The following is a 16,892-nucleotide window of genomic DNA, read 5'->3' as shown; positions in this document are numbered from 1 at the left end:
TGCTGCTGCACCGGCTCCCGCTGCTGCACCGGCACCTGCTACTGCTCCGGCACCTGCTGCTCCCGCTGCTCCGGCACCTGCCGCCGCTTCGACGCCCGCCGCCGGCGGGGTCGTCAACTCCGGCTACGTCACGCCGCTGGTGCGTCGTCTCGCCAACCAGCACGGGGTCGACCTCAGCACGGTCACCGGCACCGGTGTCGGCGGACGTATCCGCAAGGAAGACGTCCTGCAGGCTCAGAGCGCCGATGGCGCCACGGAGTCGCCCGCTGCTCCGACCGTCCAGGTCTCCGAGCTGCGTGGCACGAGCAAGGCCATGTCGCGTCTGCGCAAGGTCGTCGCCGAGCGCGCCGTCGCTTCGATGCAGGGCACCGCCCAGCTGACGAGCGTCGTCGAGGTCGACGTCACGAAGGTCGCGGCACTCCGCACGGCCGTCAAGGACGAGTTCCTCGCCAAGACCGGCAACAAGCTGTCGTTCCTGCCGTTCTTCGCCCTTGCTGCCAGCGAGGCGCTCCAGACGTACCCGATCATCAACGCCACCGTCGACGGCGACCAGATCGTGTACCCGGAGACGGAGAACCTCGCGATCGCCGTGGACACCGAGCGTGGCCTGCTGACGCCGGTCATCCGCAACTCGGGCTCCAAGTCGATCGCCGAGCTCGGCGCCGAGATCGCCGACCTCGCGCAGCGCACCCGCGACAACAAGCTGCAGCCCGATGAGCTCTCGGGCGGCACGTTCACGCTGACCAACACCGGTTCGCGCGGCGCACTGTTCGACACCCCGATCGTGTTCCTGCCGCAGTCGGCGATCCTCGGTACGGGTATCGTCACGAAGAAGCCGGTCGTCGTGACGGTCGACGGTGCAGACGCGATCGCGATCCGTTCGACGGTCTACCTCGCGCTGAGCTACGACCACCGCATCATCGACGGCGCGGACGCTGCACGCTTCCTCGTCCAGGTGAAGAACCGCCTCGAAGCAGGCGACTTCCGCGGCTCGCTCGGGATCTGATCCCGAACCGACCGCACCGTGTCCACCGCCTCACCCGGCGGTGAACACCTCTCGCAGACGCCAGCCCGTCTCGCCCCTCACCACGAGGAGCGTGACGGGCTGTCGTCGTCCTGCGGTGGCGTCGTTCGTCTCGGACGGCTCGGCCGTGCCGCGAAGGACCGCCGCGTCGCCCTGACGGTCGACGAGGTCCAGACTCGCCGCATCGATCGAGCCGATCCCGACACCGAGGTGCTCGTCGTCGTCGAACGGGGACCCGCGTTCGACGGAGTCCCAGACGCACCCCTCCTCCCCCGTCGTGCGGCACTCATCACGTCGACGGACGAGCTCGCGGGCCGCGGCCGCCGGATCGTCACCGGTGACCACGTCGACGTCGCCGGCTTCGTCCGCCGCTGACGTCGGTGTCTCCACCGGTGGCGCGACCGTCGTGACCGCCGCGGACGCCGGGCCGCCCGGACCGGCCGGCGTCGGTGCGATCGCGGTGCTCGGGTCTTCGGACGGCAGGAACACCATCGCCGCCGACACCAGTGCCGCTGCCGCGCCTGCCGCTCCGATCATGAGTCGACGACGTCTCGGGCCGGTGTCGACGGACAGCGTCGAGCCGGTGGCCGCGGCCCGGGTACCTCGCCCGGGTCGCCAAGCCAGACGGCGGCGCAGCCGCGACACAGGATGCCGCGACAGACGCCTCGATTCGACCGCGGCTCGTCGGGTCGGCGGGAGCGGAGCGGCCCGCTGCGCGCGATCGGCGGAAGCACGGATGACATCGGCAGGCGATGCGGACGACGAATCGACCCGGTCGAGCAGGACCGGGAGCGGTCGTGCCAGGGCGTGGATCCGCTGTTGCAGTCGATTGGCGATCTCGTGGTCGGCGAGTTCATCCACGACGTCGGCCCAGGCCACGGTCGTGGGGGCTTCATCGGGGTCGGTCGCCTGCAGGACACCGTCCATGAGCCCTGCGAACGCCGTCCAATCGGCGGCGAACGCCGGCGCGGTGCGTCCGAGCCCACCATCGATGCTCTGTTGGTCCACGGGAGCTGCGCTCGACCACCCGGAGAGGACCGGTCGGCCATCGTCGGCGAAGCGCACGGCCGAAGCGCTGATCGACCCGTGACTGATCCCGGAGAGGTGCGCCGCGCGGATGGCGTCGACCAGCGGTGCCAGGATCGTGACGGCCTCACCGGGAGCGATCGACTCCCGGCGGCGCAGCAGTTCTCCCAACGTGCCGCCAGCGAGCCGCTCGACCAGCAGGCACGGGAGGCCGGTGGGATCCTCGGCGACGTCGACGAGTCTCACGATGTGCGGGTGGTCGAGTCGGGACAGGATGGCCGCGCGACGCCAGATGTCGCGTTCGGCGGCGTCGGCCCTCGCTCGGAGCAGCACGGCGTCGCCCGCCGGGGAGGCCTGGTCGGTACGCCCTCCGTGCGCGGAGCCGGCGTGGGCGAGCACCGTCGAGTAGGCCGTCCACTCCCGGCCCTCACCCAGGCACCGGACGAGACGACGGCCGGCCACTCGGGTCGTGGTCGCGGACGGGTCTGGCAGTGTTTCCATAGCTCGATCCTCCGACGCGGAGTCCCGTCCGACGGCGTCGGCGCACGCGGCTGTGGACAAGGTCCCCGCGTCACCGGCCTGTGGAGCAGAACGCAGCATCAGGACCCTCCGTCACCGGCTATCCTGGGAGCATGGCTCAGAAGGACGCGCCCCCGGCGGCGCAGAAGGAACCAGGGCGGATCAAGCAGCTCTGGCAGGTGTTCCAGCTCACCCGTCGCCACGACAAGGCGGCGCAGTGGTTGATGCTCGGCGGCTTCATCCTGCCGGTGCTCATCGGTGTCGCGGTCGCACTGCTGTTCTCGGCGGGCAACATCTTCGCGCTCGTCATGTGGATCATCGCGGGTGTGCTCGCCGGTATCCTCGCGGCCCTGTTCATCCTCACCCGGCGCGCGGACAAGGTCGTCTACACGCAGATCGAGGGTCGGCCGGGCGCGGTGGGCCAGGTGCTCCGCGCTGCTCCGCGCTCGTGGCAGACCAGCGAGATGCCCGTCGCCGTGAACCCGAAGACCCAGGACGCGATCTACCGGGCCGTCGGCCGCGGTGGCGTCGCACTGATCGCCGAAGGACCCCGATCGCGGACCTCACGCCTGCTCGAGGACGAGAAGCGCAAGGTCACCCGCATCCTCCCGAACGTGCCGATCACGGTGTTCCACGTCGGGCCCGACGCCGACTCGGTGCAGCTCCGTCAGCTCTCCGGCGCCCTCCGGAAGGTGAAGAAGTCCTTGACCAACCCCGAGGTGCTCGCGGTCAGCAACCGTCTGTCCTCCTTCGGTACGCAGCTCCCCATCCCGAAGGGTGTCGACCCGATGCGGGTCCGCCCGCAGCGCGCGCGCTGACCCACCGGCACCGCTCGGAACACTTCGCGGTGTCGGAACGACGGCCGCCCTCCTGACGGAGGGCGGCCGTTCGCGGTTCCGGCTGCGTTCAGCGCACCCGCAGGAGCACCGTGCCGGCCACTTTGTCGTGGAAGCCACGCTGGTCCGAATCCCAGACGAGCGCCGGAACGACCACGCAGAGGAGCACGGTTCGCACGGCCGGCCGCCAGAGCCCGACCCACCCGCCGGTCAACGGCATCAGACGCATCCCGCAGAGGCGATGGCCGAGACTGCCGCCGATGGTCGGGATGAACACGAACTGCATGATGGCGAAAATCACGAGTGTCGCGGTGGCGTCGTAGGCGAAGAACGCGACCGAGAGGACGACCGCCACGGCCCAGTCGATGACGAGCGCGGTGATCCGCCGACCGACCCGCGCGACCGATCGGACGCCGCTCTCCGGGAGTCCCAGGCGTTCACCGGGGAAGGCGCTGGGAGGAAGCTCTCCGAAGGTCCGTGGATTCTGCGGGGTGTGGGGCACTGTGCCATTCTATTCGGGCGGGGATTCTCGTAACATCCACGAAACATGGGTGTCATGGTGGGGTAACCCCCTCCCCGTAGTCTCACAGATGGCTGCGCTGTGCAGCCTCCCTGTACCAACCCCATTTGGAGCCATTCACATGTTCAGTGATTCTTCCGAAGTGCTCAAGTTCATCAAGGACACCGATGTCAAGTTCCTCGACATCCGCTTCACGGACCTTCCCGGCGTGCAGCAGCACTTCAACATCCCGGCCAGCACCGTCGACGAGGAGTTCTTCACCGTCGGCCAGCTCTTCGATGGTTCGTCCATCCGTGGCTTCGCCAACATCCACGAGTCGGACATGCAGCTCATCCCGGATGTCTCCACCGCTTACATCGACGCCTTCCGTGCCGAGCGCACGCTCATCATGGTGTTCGACATCTACAACCCCCGCAACGGCGAGATCTACTCCAAGGACCCGCGTCAGGTCGCCAAGAAGGCTGAGAAGTACCTCGCCTCGACCGGCATCGCCGACACCGCGTTCTTCGCCCCCGAGGCCGAGTTCTACATCTTCGACGACGTCCGCTACGAGGTGAACCAGCACTCGAGCTTCTACTCGGTGGACTCCGAAGAGGGAGCCTGGAACACCGGCCGCGCCGAAGAGGGCGGCAACCTCGGCAACAAGACCCCGTACAAGGGTGGCTACTTCCCCGTCAGCCCCGTCGACAAGCAGGCAGACCTCCGCGACGACATCAGCCTCAAGCTGATCGACGCCGGCCTCATCCTCGAGCGTGCGCACCACGAGGTGGGCACCGGCGGCCAGGCTGAGATCAACTACCGCTTCGACACCATGGTCGCCGCGGCGGACGACATCCTCAAGTTCAAGTACATCGTGAAGAACACGGCCGAGCTGTGGGGCAAGACCGCGACCTTCATGCCGAAGCCGCTCTTCGGCGACAACGGCTCGGGCATGCACACGCACCAGTCGCTGTGGAGCGACGGCAAGCCGCTCTTCTACGACGAGAACGGCTACGGCGGCCTCTCCGACCTCGCCCGCTGGTACATCGGCGGCCTGCTGAAGCACGCCCCGGCCGTCCTGGCGTTCACGAACCCGACGGTGAACTCGTACCACCGCCTGGTCCCCGGCTTCGAGGCTCCCGTCAACCTGGTCTACTCGGCCGGTAACCGCTCGGCGTCGATCCGTATCCCGATCACGGGCACGAACCCGAAGGCCAAGCGCATCGAGTTCCGCGCGCCCGACGCGTCCGGCAACCCGTACCTCGCGTTCGCCGCTCAGCTGATGGCGGGCCTCGACGGCATCAAGAACCGCATCGAGCCGCACGAGCCCGTCGACAAGGACCTCTACGAGCTTCCCCCCGAGGAGGCCAAGAACATCCCGCAGGTGCCCGCATCGCTCGGCGCTGCGCTCGAGGCGCTCGAGGCGGACCACGAGTTCCTCCTCGCCGGCAACGTCTTCACGCCGGAGCTCATCGAGACCTGGATCCAGTACAAGCGCGAGAACGAGATCAAGCCGCTGGCCCAGCGCCCGCACCCGTTCGAGTTCGAGCTCTACTACGGCGTCTGACGACCCCTGCTGCACCGCGAACCGCCCGCCATCCTCTCGGATGGCGGGCGGTTCCGTGTTGTGGTCGACGCGATCGGCTCAGATGCCGTAGAAGCCGAGCTCGAAGACCGTCCGGGCGCGCCGGGTGGCCGCGAGGTAGTCCTGTTCCAGGAGACTCGCCGATCCGGTCGGGTACTCCAGGAGTCGCGCCACGCCTTCGAGCTGTTGTCGGTCGCTCGGCAGCACGTCCTGCGTCTTGTTCAACCACAGCGTCATGGCCGAGCGGATCCGCGACGCGAGGATCCAGGCCTCTCGGAGTCGTTCGGCGGACTCCCGATCGACGAGATCCGCCTCCACCGCCGCGTCGAGCGCTCGGAGCGTCGAGGTGGTGCGCAACGATGGCACCGCCGCACCGTGCTCGAGCTGGAGGAGCTGCACGAACCACTCGACGTCGCTGAGCGAGCCGCGCCCGAGCTTCAGGTGTCTCGTCGGGTCGGCGCCCTGCGGCAGCCGCTCGTTCTCGACGCGTGCCTTGATCCGCTTGACCTCGCGGACGGACTGCTCGCTGATCGCGGCTGGGTAACGGACCGTGTCCGCCACCTCGGTGAACGCCTCGACGAGCTCGGTGTCGCCCACCACCCCGGCGGCGCGGAGCAGCGCCTGCGCCTCCCAGGTGAGGGACCAGCGCGCGTAGTAGTTCCGGTAGGAGTCGAGGGAGCGCACGAGTGGACCGTTCTTCCCCTCGGGACGGAGGTCGAGGTCGAGGTCGAGCGGGAGCCGGGCGTCCTCGCTCAGACGCTTGAGCTCTGCGGCGATCGCTCCGGCCTGGCGCTGTGCATCCTGGGTGTCGACCCCGTCCTTCGGACGGAACACGTAGAGGACGTCGAGGTCCGAACCGAGTCCGAGCTCTGCGCCGCCGTAGCGGCCCATGGCGATGATGGCGAACTCGATGTCCGCGCCGAGGCCGCCGATGCGTCTGACGGCGCCGAGGAGCCCTGCGAGCGTCGCCGACGACACGTCCGTCAGTCCGGCGGCGAGGCCCTGCACGTCCAGCATGCCGACGGTCGACGACATCGCCAGCCGGAGGACTTCGCGTCGCCGTACCGCTCGGATGGCGGCGGCTGCGGTGTCCGGTGAGTCGTGTCGTCTGAGGATGGCGGCGATCTCCTCACCGAGCGCGGTCGACGATCGCGGCAGGAGGTCCTCGTCTCCGGCGAGCCAAGCGGCCGACTCGGGGATGCGGTCCATGAGCTCTCCGATGAACCGGGACCCCGAGAGGACCCGTGTGAGCCGCTCGGCCGCGCCTGAGGAGTCGCGGAGCATCCGCAGGAACCAGTGCGACTCGCCGAGGGACTCGCTGAGCCGCCGGAACGCGAGCAATCCGTAGTCGGGATCAGCGCCGTCCGCGAACCAGCCGAGCATGACGGGGAGCAGATGCCGCTGGATGTTGGCGCGCCGCGACACGCCGGCGGTGAGCGCCCCGATGTGGGCGAGCGCGCCGCGGGGGTCGACGAAGCCGATCGCCGCGAGTCGCGCCTCCGCCTGACCGCTCGTCAGACTCAGACCGCTCTCGGGCAAGGCCGCGACCGCCGAGAGCAGCGGCCGGTAGAACAACCGCTCGTGCAGCTGCCGGACACCGTGTTTCGTGGTCTCCCATCGCGTGACGAGGGCCTGTGCGGTCGTCGCGAGCGTGCTCGACCGGGCCAGGGATCGGAGGGACGGCTCGTCGCGCGGCATCATGTGCGTGCGCTGCAGTCGCGTCAGCTGCAGGCGGTGTTCGAGCACGCGCAGCAGGCGGTAGTCATGAGCGAACTCCTGCGCCTCGGCGCGACCGATGTACCCGGCGGTCGCGAGGCCGTCGAGGGCGGCGAGGGTGCCGCGTTGATGCACGGAGTCGTCGAGCTGTCCGTGGACGAGCTGGAGCAGTTGCACCGTGAACTCGATGTCGCGGAGCCCGCCCGGGCCGAGCTTCAGTTGGTAGTGGACGTCTTCCGCGGGGATGTGTTCGGTGACCCGTTCGCGCATGCGCTGGACCGACTCGACGAACCCCTCGCGGGACGCACTCCCCCACACCTTCGGCTGCACCGCCTCGATGTAGCGGGCGCCGAGCTCGGGATCGCCGGCGAGGGCCCGTGCCTTGAGGAGCGCCTGGAACTCCCAGCTCTTCGCCCAGCGGTCGTAGTACACGAGATGCGACTCGAGCGTGCGGACGAGGGCGCCGGCCTTCCCCTCCGGGCGGAGGTTCGGATCGACCTCCCACAGGCTCGGTTCGAGACCCGCCTGTCCGAGACCGCGCATGGTGAGGACCGCGAGCCGGGTGGCGATCTCGACGGCACGCCCGTTGTCGAGCCCGTCCTCGCCGTCGCCCGAACCCTCACCGACGAAGATGACGTCGACGTCGGAGACGTAGTTCAGCTCCCGTGCGCCCGCCTTGCCCATGCCGATGATGGCGAAGCGGGTGGCCGCGACCTCCTCGCGCGGGTACACGCCGGGACCCCTCGGGCCGCTCGTCTGCGTGCGCGCGACGGCGATGGAGGCCTCCAACGCACCGGCAGCGAGGTCGGAGAGGGCACTGGCCACCCGGTCGAGCACGACGATCGGATCCGGGGCGCAGAGGTCGAAGAGGGCGACCTCGGCGAGCAGTCGTCGGTAGACCACGCGGATCGCGTCCCAGGCCGGCTCCTCGACCATCGCGGCGAAGCCGTCCTCGGCGCCGACGCTCGCGAGCAGTTCGTCGCGCGCCTCCTGCAGCGTCGGGACGCGGGTGACGGGCAACTCGAACACCGACAGCTGGTCGGGGTGGCGGAGGAAGAAGTCGATGAACCCCTGCGAGGCGCCGAACAGTCGGAACAGCCGCTCGGCCGAGGCCTGATCCGCCAGAAGGGCTGAGAGCTCGTCGGGTGACTTCCGACCGACCATCAGCACACCGACCAGCGCGGCGTCGGGGTCGGCCGCGACGGCGAAGGACGGAGACAGCGACGCCGGGTCGAGTCGGACGAGCTCCGCGAGCTCGTCCAGCCGGTCACGGGCCTCACCCAGACCGGTGAACCCGAGTCGGGCGAGCGTGCTCAGGGAGATGTTCTCGCGGACCATACGACCGACCGGTCCCCTCGTCTAGAGCATCTCCAGGTTGCTGGACAACTCGAAGGGGGTCACCTGGGCCCGGTACTCGTGCCATTCCTGTCGCTTGTTCAGCAGGACGTAGTTGAACACCTGCTCCCCGAGCGTCTCCGCCACGAGTTCGGAACCCTCCATGAGGCTGACGGCGCGATCCAGGCTGGCGGGCAGCGCATTGTATCCCAGCGCCCGACGCTCGGTGTCGGAGAGCGTCCAGACGTTGTCCTCGGCCTCCGGCGGGAGCTCGTAGCCCTCCTCGATGCCCTTCAGCCCAGCGGCGAGCATGAGCGAGAAGGCGAGGTACGGGTTGGCCGCGGAGTCGATGGCGCGGTACTCGACCCGAGCGCTCTGACCCTTGTTGGGCTTGTAGAGCGGCACGCGCACGAGTGCCGAGCGGTTGTTGTGGCCCCAGCAGACGAAGCTCGGAGCCTCGGACAGCTTGTTCGGCCCGACGCCACCCCAGAGTCGCTTGTAGGAGTTCACGAACTGGTTCGTCACCGCGGTGATCTCCGGAGCGTGCGTCAGGAGTCCGGCGATGAACTGCCGGCCCGTCTTCGAGAGCTGGTACTGCGCACCCGCCTCGTAGAAGGCGTTCGAGTCACCCTCGAACAACGACATGTGCGTGTGCATGCCGCTGCCGGGCTGGTGGACGAGCGGCTTCGGCATGAACGTCGCGTAGACGCCCTGCTCGATCGCCACCTCCTTCACGACGGTGCGGAAGGTCATGATGTTGTCGGCCGTCGTCAGGGCGTCGGCGTATCGCAGGTCGATCTCGTTCTGGCCGGGACCCGCCTCGTGGTGGCTGAACTCGACGGAGATCCCGAGGTCTTCGAGCATCCGGACGGAACGTCGACGGAAGTCATGAGCGGTGCCACCGGGGACGTTGTCGAAGTAGCCCGCGGAGTCGACCGGTTCCGGTCCGTCGACGCCGTACTGCGAGGACTTCAGCAGGTAGAACTCGATCTCGGGGTGCGTGTAGAACGTGAACCCCATGTCTGCGGCCTTCGCCAGGGTGCGCTTCAAGACGTTCCGCGGGTCGGCGACGGCGGGCTGGCCGTCGGGCGTCGTGATGTCGCAGAACATGCGCGCCGTCGGGTCGATCTCGCCGCGCCACGGCAGGATCTGGAAGGTCGTCGGATCGGGGTGGGCCAGGAGGTCCGACTCGTAGGAGCGGCTGAGCCCCTCGATCGCCGATCCGTCGAAGCCGAGGCCCTCGGAGAACGCGCCTTCCACTTCGGCCGGGGCGATCGCGACGGACTTCAGGGTCCCGACGACATCGGTGAACCACAGCCGGACGAACTTGACGCCCCGCTCCTCGATCGTGCGGAGAACGAAGTCGCGCTGCTTATCCATCTGCCCCTCTTCCTTCGGCCGGCGGCCCGTGTCTAGGCTACTGGCTCCGTCCCCGTTCCCGCTCATCAGCGCGCGCCGGGCGTGGGCGATCCACGGCTCACCACCAGGCGAGGACGAAGAGTGCGGTCCAGCCGGCCGTCGCCGCCCACAGCAGCGAGAGTGCGGCGATCCGTAGTCGTGATCCACGGTGGGCCCCTTGCCAGACGGGCACCAGCCCGAGGCAACTCACGAGGAGGGCGATGGAGAGCCACGGCAAGGCGGCGGGCACCCCGACGAGCGCGATCGCCGGACTCGAGGTGGCCGCACGGACGAGCACGACGGCTCCGCCGATCGCCCACGTCGCTCCGAACACCGGAGCGATCCCCAGCAGGAGACCGTCTTGCACCGGCTGGCGCCGAAGCGCCTGGGTGATCAACCGGTAGCCCCACGCCACGGACCATCCGATGGTCACGAGCCCGAACAGGATGGGCAGCACCAGCAGCGACCACCCGCCACCGGCGTCCGACGAGGTCTGCTGGGCCCATCGCGGGCTCGCCGCGACATCGGCTCGATCGACGACGGCGACGGCCGCGTCGTCGGCGTCGCAGAGCGCCGCCCGATAGCTCGCCGGATCGCTGAGCCACGCACGCATCGCGACCCGTGCGCACGCACTGCTGGCCGATGGGACGGCTCCCGACCCGGGGAAGACCGCCACGAGCGCGTCCGCCGTGCCGCCGGCGACGGGGCCGGCGAGGGCGGCTGCCTGTTCCGGGGCGCCGAGCACGAAGACCGACGTCCCGATCGCGCCCGGCGGCGGCGTCGCACCCACGGCGAACGAGGAGCAGGCAGCGGCCGCGACGTCCTCCAGCAGCGTCGTCGTGGTGACCTCCGCGTCCGAGCGTTCGGCGGCCCCGGGCCAGCCGGTCGTCGAACACCCGAGCACGCGGTCGAGGATGCCGCCGGAGTCGCCCAGCCGGGCGATCGCATCGTTCGCCACGGGATCCAGCACCGTGCTGTCGCCGTCCGCGATCGAGCTCAGGAGCACCGGGAGTGCCGCCTGGGCGATGGGTTCGGACAACGCGTGTGAGGCGATCGCCAAGAGCGCGTCGCCACCGAGGGTGATCGCGTGCGCGCCGGAGGTGCGGTGCGGTGCGGCGACGAGCGCATCGGTGGCGGCGGTGAGGATCCCGGCGGAACGTGTCGGCTCGCTCGGCGCGGTGTCCGGGGTCGCGGACTCCGGTTCCTCAGCGGCGGCGGCCTGTGGTGCCGCCGGCACGGACGGGACGGTGCCCTGCGGCTCGACGCGCGCACGGACGACGGCCAGGGCGGCCGCCACACCGCCTGCGGAGACGATCCCGGGTGCACCCAGGTCGGGGCCGTCGAGGACGACGCCGTCGACACCACCCGGATCGACGTCGGGGGCCGCGAGGGCCACGCCGGCCGACGTGCCCACGGCCAGGATGGTCCAACGCGCGTAGCCCAGCTGCTGCCGCAGGTCGCGGAGGTCCGCAGCCGCGGGGGCGACGCCGAAGTCGCTCGGCACGACGCCGTCCTCCTGCCAGGACGCGGTGCAGGACGCGAAGGCCGCGTCGACCGCGGCGACGCGGGCTGCACGGTCCCCATGAGCCCCGAGCGAAGCGCGGATGGCTGCGTTCGCCGGCGCGCAGTCGAGCGACGGTGTGGCGTCGAGACCGCCCCGGCGTTCGACGAACACCACGTCGCGGTCAGCGGCCAGCCCGTCCTCGACCGCGAGCCGCTGGATGTCGAGCGACGAGAGCGCCGACCCACCGGCGAGGTAGACGAGCGGCGGTCGTCCGGTCTCGAGGGCGGCCGGTACGAGCACGTACGGCAGGGTCGCCTCCGCCGAGTCCGGCACCGTGCGCGACAGAGGCACCGTCAACACACCGCAGCGGGAACCACCGGGGACCGTTGTGACGCACTCGGCTGCGGTGACCTCGGTGGCGACCATCGGCGCTGCAGCGGCCGGCGATGTCGGCATCAGCAGGAGTCCGAGGGTGAGGGCCGCGACGGCACCTCGTCCGACGGCGATCGGTCGACTCCGCGGACGGTCGATCCTGTGCATGTTCCCCCCGCTCGAGCTTCATCGCTCGGCCCATCCTGGCGGATCGCACCACGCCTGCGGAAGAGGGCAGACCCGCAATCCGCTCGCGACGCGACCCGGGTGGCTCACTCCTCGGCAGCCTCGTCGGCGTCCCACTTCGCGCTGTTGGCGCGGAGTCGCTCGAGTGCGTGCGAGGCCTCCGCAGCCGTCTCGAAGGGACCGACGCGGTCCACGACACTCGACTCGAAGCCGAACTCGACCTGGCCGGTCTTCGTGTTGTACCAGTACTGCTCGGATGGTTCCTTCGCCACGGCGCGTCTCCCCTGCTCGGTTAGGCTTGATCCTATGCCTTTCGACACCGCAGGTCACCTGGTCCCCGGTCGCGTCGGCCGCCCCCGATCGGTGCCGGAGACGATCGTCCGCCCCGAGTACGTCGGCCGCGCCGCACCGGCCACCGACACCCGGGGCGACCTGTATTCGGCTGAGGAGATCGAACGCATCCGGGTCGCCGGGACCATCGCCGCCGATGCGATCCAGGCCGTCGGTGCGGCGGTCCGTCCCGGGGTGACCACCGATGAACTGGACGCCATCGGACACGCGTTCGTCATCGGTGCGGGCGCCTATCCGTCGACGCTCGGGTACCGCGGCTACCCCAAGTCGATCTGCAGCTCGGTCAACGAGGTCGTCTGCCACGGCATCCCCGACGACACCGCCTTGCGCGAGGGCGACCTCGTGAACATCGACATCACCGCCTACCTCGACGGCGTGCACGGCGACAGCAACGTGACCTTCCTCGTCGGCGACGTCGCCGACGACACACGGCTCCTCGTCGAGCGCACCCGGGAAGCCCTCAACCGAGGCATCAAGGCCGTCGCCCCAGGTCGGCAGATCAACGTCATCGGTCGTGCGATCGAGTCCTACGCGAAGCGGTTCGGGTACGGCGTCGTCCGCGACTTCACGGGCCACGGCGTCGGCCGGTCCTTCCACTCCGGGTTGATCGTCCCCCACTACGACGCCGCGCCGCTGTACGACACGGTGATGGAGCCGGGCATGGTGTTCACGATCGAGCCGATGCTCACGATCGGTTCCCAGGACTGGGAGCAATGGGATGACGACTGGACGGTAACGACGCGCGACCGGTCACTCACCGCACAGTTCGAGCACACGCTCGTCGTCACCGAACGCGGGGCCGAGATCCTCACGCTTCCGAGCCCGATCGACACCGACGCAGCGCCCGCGGCGCTCTAGGCTGGACGCATGACGAACGCAGCTTCCCGGTCCGCCGTCGGCATCGATATCGGAGGGACCGGCATCAAAGGTGCGGTCGTCGACCTCACGACCGGTGCCCTCCTCACCGATCGGGTGAAGATCCCCACGCCGAAGGGTGGCGAGCCGAAGGACATCGTCGTGACGGTGCGCCAGGTGCTCGAGCAGCTCTCCCCGGCCTCGGACGGACTCCCGCTCGGCGTCTGCTTCCCCGCGATCGTCCGCAACGGCCGGACGATGTCCGCGGCGAACGTCTCCGACGCCTGGATCGGCCTCGAAGCCGAGCAGCTGTTCGAGCAGGGCCTCGGGCGTGAGATCACCTTCGTGAACGACGCCGACGCGGCCGGGTACGCCGAGACCGAGTTCGGCGCGGCCAAGGGCGCCAGCGGCCTCACGATCCTGACGACGCTCGGCACCGGCATCGGCACGGCGCTCATCTACAACCGCACGTTGATCCCGAACGCGGAACTCGGACACCTGGAGATCGACGGCAAGGACGCCGAGACGCGGGCGTCCTACGCGGTCAAGGAGCGCGAGGACCTGAGCTGGGAGAAGTGGGCCAAGCGCCTCCAGAAGTACTACGAGCGCCTCGAGTTCCTCTTCTCACCAGATCAGTTCGTGGTGGGCGGCGGCGTGTCCAAGCACGCGGACCACTTCCTGCCGCTGCTGAAGCTCGACACCCCGATCATCCCTGCCGTGCACCGCAACAACGCGGGCATCCTCGGCGCAGCCGCTCTCGCCGCCGGCCCCGCCGAACGCATCGCCTGAGCGCTGCGGGCGCGCTCTGGCGATTCCGTCGCGGCGCCCGGCGTTGAGTGTCAACGGGTCGACCGGTACGCCGGGTTCCGTCCCACGCTTGCGCGGGTGTCGCAGTACGGCTCGACGCAGTCGCGGCCGTGCTGGGGTGTGAACGGGTCGACCGGTACGCCGGGTTCTGTCCCACGCTCTCGCGTTTGGACGGCCATCTCTCTCGGGACGACGTTGCCGCCGCCCTCTAGCGGTCTACCCGGGAACTTGGCGAGCAGCCTCAGCGTTCCCTGTTGACCTTGCTCCGGACGAGGTTTACCGAGCCGACCGGGTCACCCCGGTCGCTGGTGGGCTCTTACCCCACCGTTTCACCCTGACCGTGGTCGCCCACGGCGGTCTGTTCTCTGTGGCACTGTCTCGCGGGTCACCCCGGGTGGGTGTTACCCACCGCCCTGCTCTGTGGAGCCCGGACGTTCCTCGGCACCGACACCCGGAGGTCTCGGTGACGCGACCGTCTGGCCGGCCCGTTCACGGAGACGAGTCTACCGGCCCGTGACAGCGGCCGCGGACCGCCGGTGTCGTGCAGCCCGCGTCCGACTCAGATGAGGCCTGACTCGTCCGTCCGGACGACGATCGCGGCGCACTCGGGGCACTGCACGACCTCTTCGGACGGCGCGGCGCGGACGGCCTGGAGGTCGTTGCCGGTGAGCGACATCTTGCATGCGCCGCAGGTGCCGGCGCGGAACAGTGCTGCACCGATGCCGCCGCGGGCGCGGCGCTGGTCGTAGAGGGCCAGGAGGTCGGCGGGGATGCCGGGTGCGAGTGACTCGCGGTCGGCGGTGAGTCGTGCCCGTTCGGCCTCGAGCTCGACGAGTTCTGCGTCGCGCTTGGCGACGACCTCGTCGAGGAGTTCCTGGAGTCCCGCGCGCTCGGCGTCGACCTGGGCGACGGCGTCCTCCGCGGCTTCGACCCGCTCCATGACGTTCAGCTGGATCTCTTCGAGGTTGTTCTGCCGGTTCTGCAACGAGGCGATCTCGCTCTGCAGCGCTTCGACGTCCTTGACGGAGGTCGACGACTGGAGACGGTCGGCGTCGCGCTTCATGCGGGCCGCGACGACGGCGACGTCGGACTCGATGCGCCCGAGCTCGGTCTGTGCGTCGTCGCGGACGCCGACCCGCTCCAGGCGACGGAGGCGGACGGTCTCGATCTCGGCCTGGAGCTGCGCGATGCGCGCGGCCTCGGGGAGGTTCGCCGCGCGGTGGGCGGTGCGCTGCACGCCGGTGTCGATGCTCTGCAGGGTGAGCAACGTCTTCTGGTCTGCTGGGCTGGCTTTCACGTCTGTTCCAAACTCTCGACTCATCACCCTACCGGCCGCGCCGACTACTGGGTGACGACGAAGTCCCACGGGTCGGTACGCAGCTCGCTGACCCGGACGTCGAGTCCCGGGAGCTCTCGTCGGAGCGCGTCGGCGGCCCCCTCGAGCCACAGCCACTCGCTCGCCCAGTGGGAGACGTCGACGAGGGCCGGCCCGCCGCCGAGGAGTGCCTGTTCCCGGGCCTCGGACGCCGGGTGGTGGCGGAGGTCGGCCGTGATGTACACGTCGGCCGCGCGGACCGCGGGGTGGGACAGGAGCGAATCCCCCGCTCCCCCGCAGAGCGCGATCCTCCGGACGGCCTGGTCGTAGTCGCCGGAGGCACGGACCCCGGTGGCGGTCGCCGGCAGGATCTCGGCGAGGGCACGCGCGATCGCGCCGAGCGTCGTCTCCTCCGGGAGGTCGCCGACCCGACCCAGCCCGGTCAGGCCGTCGGCGGCAGGGACGATCGGAGCCGGGTCGTGGAGGCCGAGACGTCGGGCGAGGACGTCCGAGGTCCCGTCGACGACGACGTCGGCGTTGGTGTGGGCGGCGATGAGTGCGGCGCCGCCACGGATCAGGCGTGTGATGAGCGACCCCTTGTACCGGTCACCCGCCACGGTCGTGACACCGCGCATCAGCAGCGGGTGGTGGACCAGCAGCAGACCGTCGGGGCGCTCGAGCACCTCGTCGACGGTCACGCCGACCGCGTCGACGGCCAGGAGCACATGCCCGACCGGCTGGTCCGGGTCGCCGACGAGGAGCCCCGGGGCGTCCCAGTCCTCGGCTCCGGACAGTGGCCAGAGGCGCTCGACGACCGTGTTGACCTCACGCAGGGTTCTCATCACCCGGCAATCCTAACCGGGCACCGTCGAGCACGCTCAGGGGCGCAGGACGAGCATGATCGCGAGGGCGATCATGACGACCGCGATCGCGACGTCGAGGATGCGCCAGGCCACGGGCTTCGCGAAGACCCCGCGGAGCAGTCGCGCGCCGTACCCCAGCGCGGTGAACCACAGGATGCTCCCGAGGACCGCGCCGGCGGCGAACCACCACCGCCCCAGCTCCCCGTGCGTGTTCGCGATCGAGCCGAGGAGGAGCACGGTGTCGAGGTACACGTGGGGGTTCAGCCAGGTGAGGCCGATGACGGTGAGTACCGCCGCCCTGAGCGAGAGGCTGTTGCCACCACGGTCGGCGGCGAGACCGGACGGGGCGAGTGCACGGCGTGCGGCCAGCAGGCCGTAGCCGAGCAGGAAGGCGGCCCCGGCCCAACGGAGGACGACGAGGACCACGGGGAACCGCTCCACGACGAAGCCGATGCCGCTGACACCGGCGATGATGAGCACCGCGTCGGAGAGTGCGCAGACCAGCACCACGGGAAGGACATGCTCGCGCCGGATGCCCTGCCGGAGGACGAAGGCGTTCTGTGCGCCGATGGCCACGATGAGGGAGAGGCCGAGGCCGAGGCCCGCGATCGCGGCCTGCAGTGCGGAGGTCATCCTTCGACCGTAGGAGGCGCAGCATGATGAATCCAGTTCAATATTCTGATGAATCGTAAGATCCTCTT

At 69.7% G+C, this 16,892-nt stretch carries 14 protein-coding genes and 1 other RNA gene; 5 read left to right on the top strand and 10 right to left on the bottom strand.

Annotated elements, in window-relative coordinates; all coding sequences use genetic code 11:
- Nucleotides 1-1,006: 2-oxo acid dehydrogenase subunit E2 (locus BIU99_RS05180; RefSeq protein WP_175484353.1), on the top strand; the 1,006-nt coding region annotated here is incomplete at its 5' end.
- Nucleotides 1,007-1,036: 30 nt separating this feature from the next.
- Here BIU99_RS05180 and BIU99_RS05175 read toward each other — a convergent pair.
- Nucleotides 1,037-2,551, bottom strand: a complete 1,515-nt coding sequence (locus BIU99_RS05175; RefSeq protein ID WP_175484352.1) for a hypothetical protein — start codon at nucleotides 2,549-2,551, stop codon at nucleotides 1,037-1,039.
- 131 nt (nucleotides 2,552-2,682) lie between these two features.
- Here BIU99_RS05175 and BIU99_RS05170 point away from each other — a divergent pair, with 131 nt between their 5' ends.
- Nucleotides 2,683-3,387, top strand: a complete 705-nt coding sequence (locus BIU99_RS05170) for a DUF4191 domain-containing protein (protein ID WP_071260054.1) — start codon at nucleotides 2,683-2,685, stop codon at nucleotides 3,385-3,387.
- A gap of 88 nt (nucleotides 3,388-3,475) precedes the next feature.
- Here BIU99_RS05170 and BIU99_RS05165 read toward each other — a convergent pair whose 3' ends face one another.
- The gene (locus BIU99_RS05165) at nucleotides 3,476-3,907 is read right to left on the bottom strand and encodes an RDD family protein (RefSeq protein ID WP_064293768.1); all 432 of its coding nucleotides are present in this window, start codon (nucleotides 3,905-3,907) and stop codon (nucleotides 3,476-3,478) included.
- Between the two features lie 139 nt (nucleotides 3,908-4,046).
- Between BIU99_RS05165 and glnA the strand changes: the two genes are divergently transcribed.
- A complete protein-coding gene (gene glnA / locus BIU99_RS05160) occupies nucleotides 4,047-5,471 on the top strand; it encodes a type I glutamate--ammonia ligase (protein ID WP_056005986.1) in 1,425 nt (474 codons plus the stop codon).
- 78 nt (nucleotides 5,472-5,549) lie between these two features.
- Here the strand turns inward: glnA and BIU99_RS05155 are convergent, their stop codons facing one another.
- The 4 genes from BIU99_RS05155 to BIU99_RS05140 all read right to left on the bottom strand — a co-directional run bounded on the left by BIU99_RS05155 (nucleotide 5,550) and on the right by BIU99_RS05140 (nucleotide 12,272).
- On the bottom strand, nucleotides 5,550-8,543 hold the full coding sequence (locus BIU99_RS05155) for a bifunctional [glutamine synthetase] adenylyltransferase/[glutamine synthetase]-adenylyl-L-tyrosine phosphorylase (RefSeq protein ID WP_071260052.1): 2,994 nt from the start codon (nucleotides 8,541-8,543) through the stop codon (nucleotides 5,550-5,552).
- Nucleotides 8,544-8,564: 21 nt separating this feature from the next.
- Nucleotides 8,565-9,920: a glutamine synthetase family protein gene (locus tag BIU99_RS05150; protein ID WP_064293766.1), complete on the bottom strand. Its 1,356-nt coding sequence runs from the start codon at nucleotides 9,918-9,920 to the stop codon at nucleotides 8,565-8,567.
- A gap of 97 nt (nucleotides 9,921-10,017) precedes the next feature.
- Complete coding sequence (locus tag BIU99_RS05145) at nucleotides 10,018-11,982, bottom strand: hypothetical protein (RefSeq protein WP_071260050.1); 1,965 nt, start codon at nucleotides 11,980-11,982, stop codon at nucleotides 10,018-10,020.
- A gap of 104 nt (nucleotides 11,983-12,086) precedes the next feature.
- Nucleotides 12,087-12,272 (bottom strand): hypothetical protein, encoded by a 186-nt coding sequence (locus tag BIU99_RS05140; RefSeq protein ID WP_071260048.1) that lies wholly within the window; start codon nucleotides 12,270-12,272, stop codon nucleotides 12,087-12,089.
- Nucleotides 12,273-12,306: 34 nt separating this feature from the next.
- On the opposite strand from BIU99_RS05140, the gene map reads away from it, so the two are divergent.
- Nucleotides 12,307-13,209: a type I methionyl aminopeptidase gene (gene map, locus BIU99_RS05135; protein WP_071260046.1), complete on the top strand. Its 903-nt coding sequence runs from the start codon at nucleotides 12,307-12,309 to the stop codon at nucleotides 13,207-13,209.
- A gap of 9 nt (nucleotides 13,210-13,218) precedes the next feature.
- A complete protein-coding gene (ppgK, locus tag BIU99_RS05130) occupies nucleotides 13,219-13,995 on the top strand; it encodes a polyphosphate--glucose phosphotransferase (protein ID WP_071260044.1) in 777 nt (258 codons plus the stop codon).
- A 139-nt stretch (nucleotides 13,996-14,134) separates the two neighbouring features.
- Here the strand turns inward: ppgK and rnpB are convergent.
- The 4 genes from rnpB to BIU99_RS05110 form a co-directional block, all read right to left on the bottom strand.
- An RNA gene (gene rnpB / locus BIU99_RS05125) (RNase P RNA component class A) lies at nucleotides 14,135-14,501 on the bottom strand.
- A gap of 71 nt (nucleotides 14,502-14,572) precedes the next feature.
- Nucleotides 14,573-15,310: a zinc ribbon domain-containing protein gene (locus tag BIU99_RS05120; RefSeq protein WP_064293761.1), complete on the bottom strand. Its 738-nt coding sequence runs from the start codon at nucleotides 15,308-15,310 to the stop codon at nucleotides 14,573-14,575.
- A gap of 44 nt (nucleotides 15,311-15,354) precedes the next feature.
- Nucleotides 15,355-16,170 (bottom strand): Nif3-like dinuclear metal center hexameric protein, encoded by an 816-nt coding sequence (locus BIU99_RS05115; protein WP_064293760.1) that lies wholly within the window; start codon nucleotides 16,168-16,170, stop codon nucleotides 15,355-15,357.
- A 36-nt stretch (nucleotides 16,171-16,206) separates the two neighbouring features.
- Nucleotides 16,207-16,824 carry a LysE/ArgO family amino acid transporter gene (locus tag BIU99_RS05110; RefSeq protein WP_064293759.1) on the bottom strand — a complete coding sequence of 206 codons (618 nt, stop codon included), beginning with the start codon at nucleotides 16,822-16,824 and terminating at the stop codon, nucleotides 16,207-16,209.
- Nucleotides 16,825-16,892 lie beyond the last annotated feature (68 nt).

The organism is Plantibacter sp. MMLR14_011 (assembly GCF_001865025.1).
In the GTDB taxonomy this organism is placed as follows: Bacteria; Actinomycetota; Actinomycetes; order Actinomycetales; family Microbacteriaceae; genus Plantibacter; species Plantibacter flavus_A.
This window is presented reverse-complemented; position numbering and strand designations above follow the sequence as displayed.

Bases quoted from the DNA above. Each gene is read 5' to 3' on its own strand.
- BIU99_RS05175 (WP_175484352.1), bottom strand. From the start codon at position 2,551: ATGGAAACACTGCCAGACCCGTCCGCGACCACGACCCGAGTGGCCGGC.
- BIU99_RS05170 (WP_071260054.1), top strand. From the start codon at position 2,683: ATGGCTCAGAAGGACGCGCCCCCGGCGGCGCAGAAGGAACCAGGGCGG.
- glnA (WP_056005986.1), top strand. From the start codon at position 4,047: ATGTTCAGTGATTCTTCCGAAGTGCTCAAGTTCATCAAGGACACCGAT.
- BIU99_RS05155 (WP_071260052.1), bottom strand. From the start codon at position 8,543: ATGGTCCGCGAGAACATCTCCCTGAGCACGCTCGCCCGACTCGGGTTC.
- BIU99_RS05150 (WP_064293766.1), bottom strand. From the start codon at position 9,920: ATGGATAAGCAGCGCGACTTCGTTCTCCGCACGATCGAGGAGCGGGGC.
- BIU99_RS05145 (WP_071260050.1), bottom strand. From the start codon at position 11,982: ATGCACAGGATCGACCGTCCGCGGAGTCGACCGATCGCCGTCGGACGA.
- map (WP_071260046.1), top strand. From the start codon at position 12,307: ATGCCTTTCGACACCGCAGGTCACCTGGTCCCCGGTCGCGTCGGCCGC.
- ppgK (WP_071260044.1), top strand. From the start codon at position 13,219: ATGACGAACGCAGCTTCCCGGTCCGCCGTCGGCATCGATATCGGAGGG.
- BIU99_RS05115 (WP_064293760.1), bottom strand. From the start codon at position 16,170: ATGAGAACCCTGCGTGAGGTCAACACGGTCGTCGAGCGCCTCTGGCCA.
- BIU99_RS05110 (WP_064293759.1), bottom strand. From the start codon at position 16,824: ATGACCTCCGCACTGCAGGCCGCGATCGCGGGCCTCGGCCTCGGCCTC.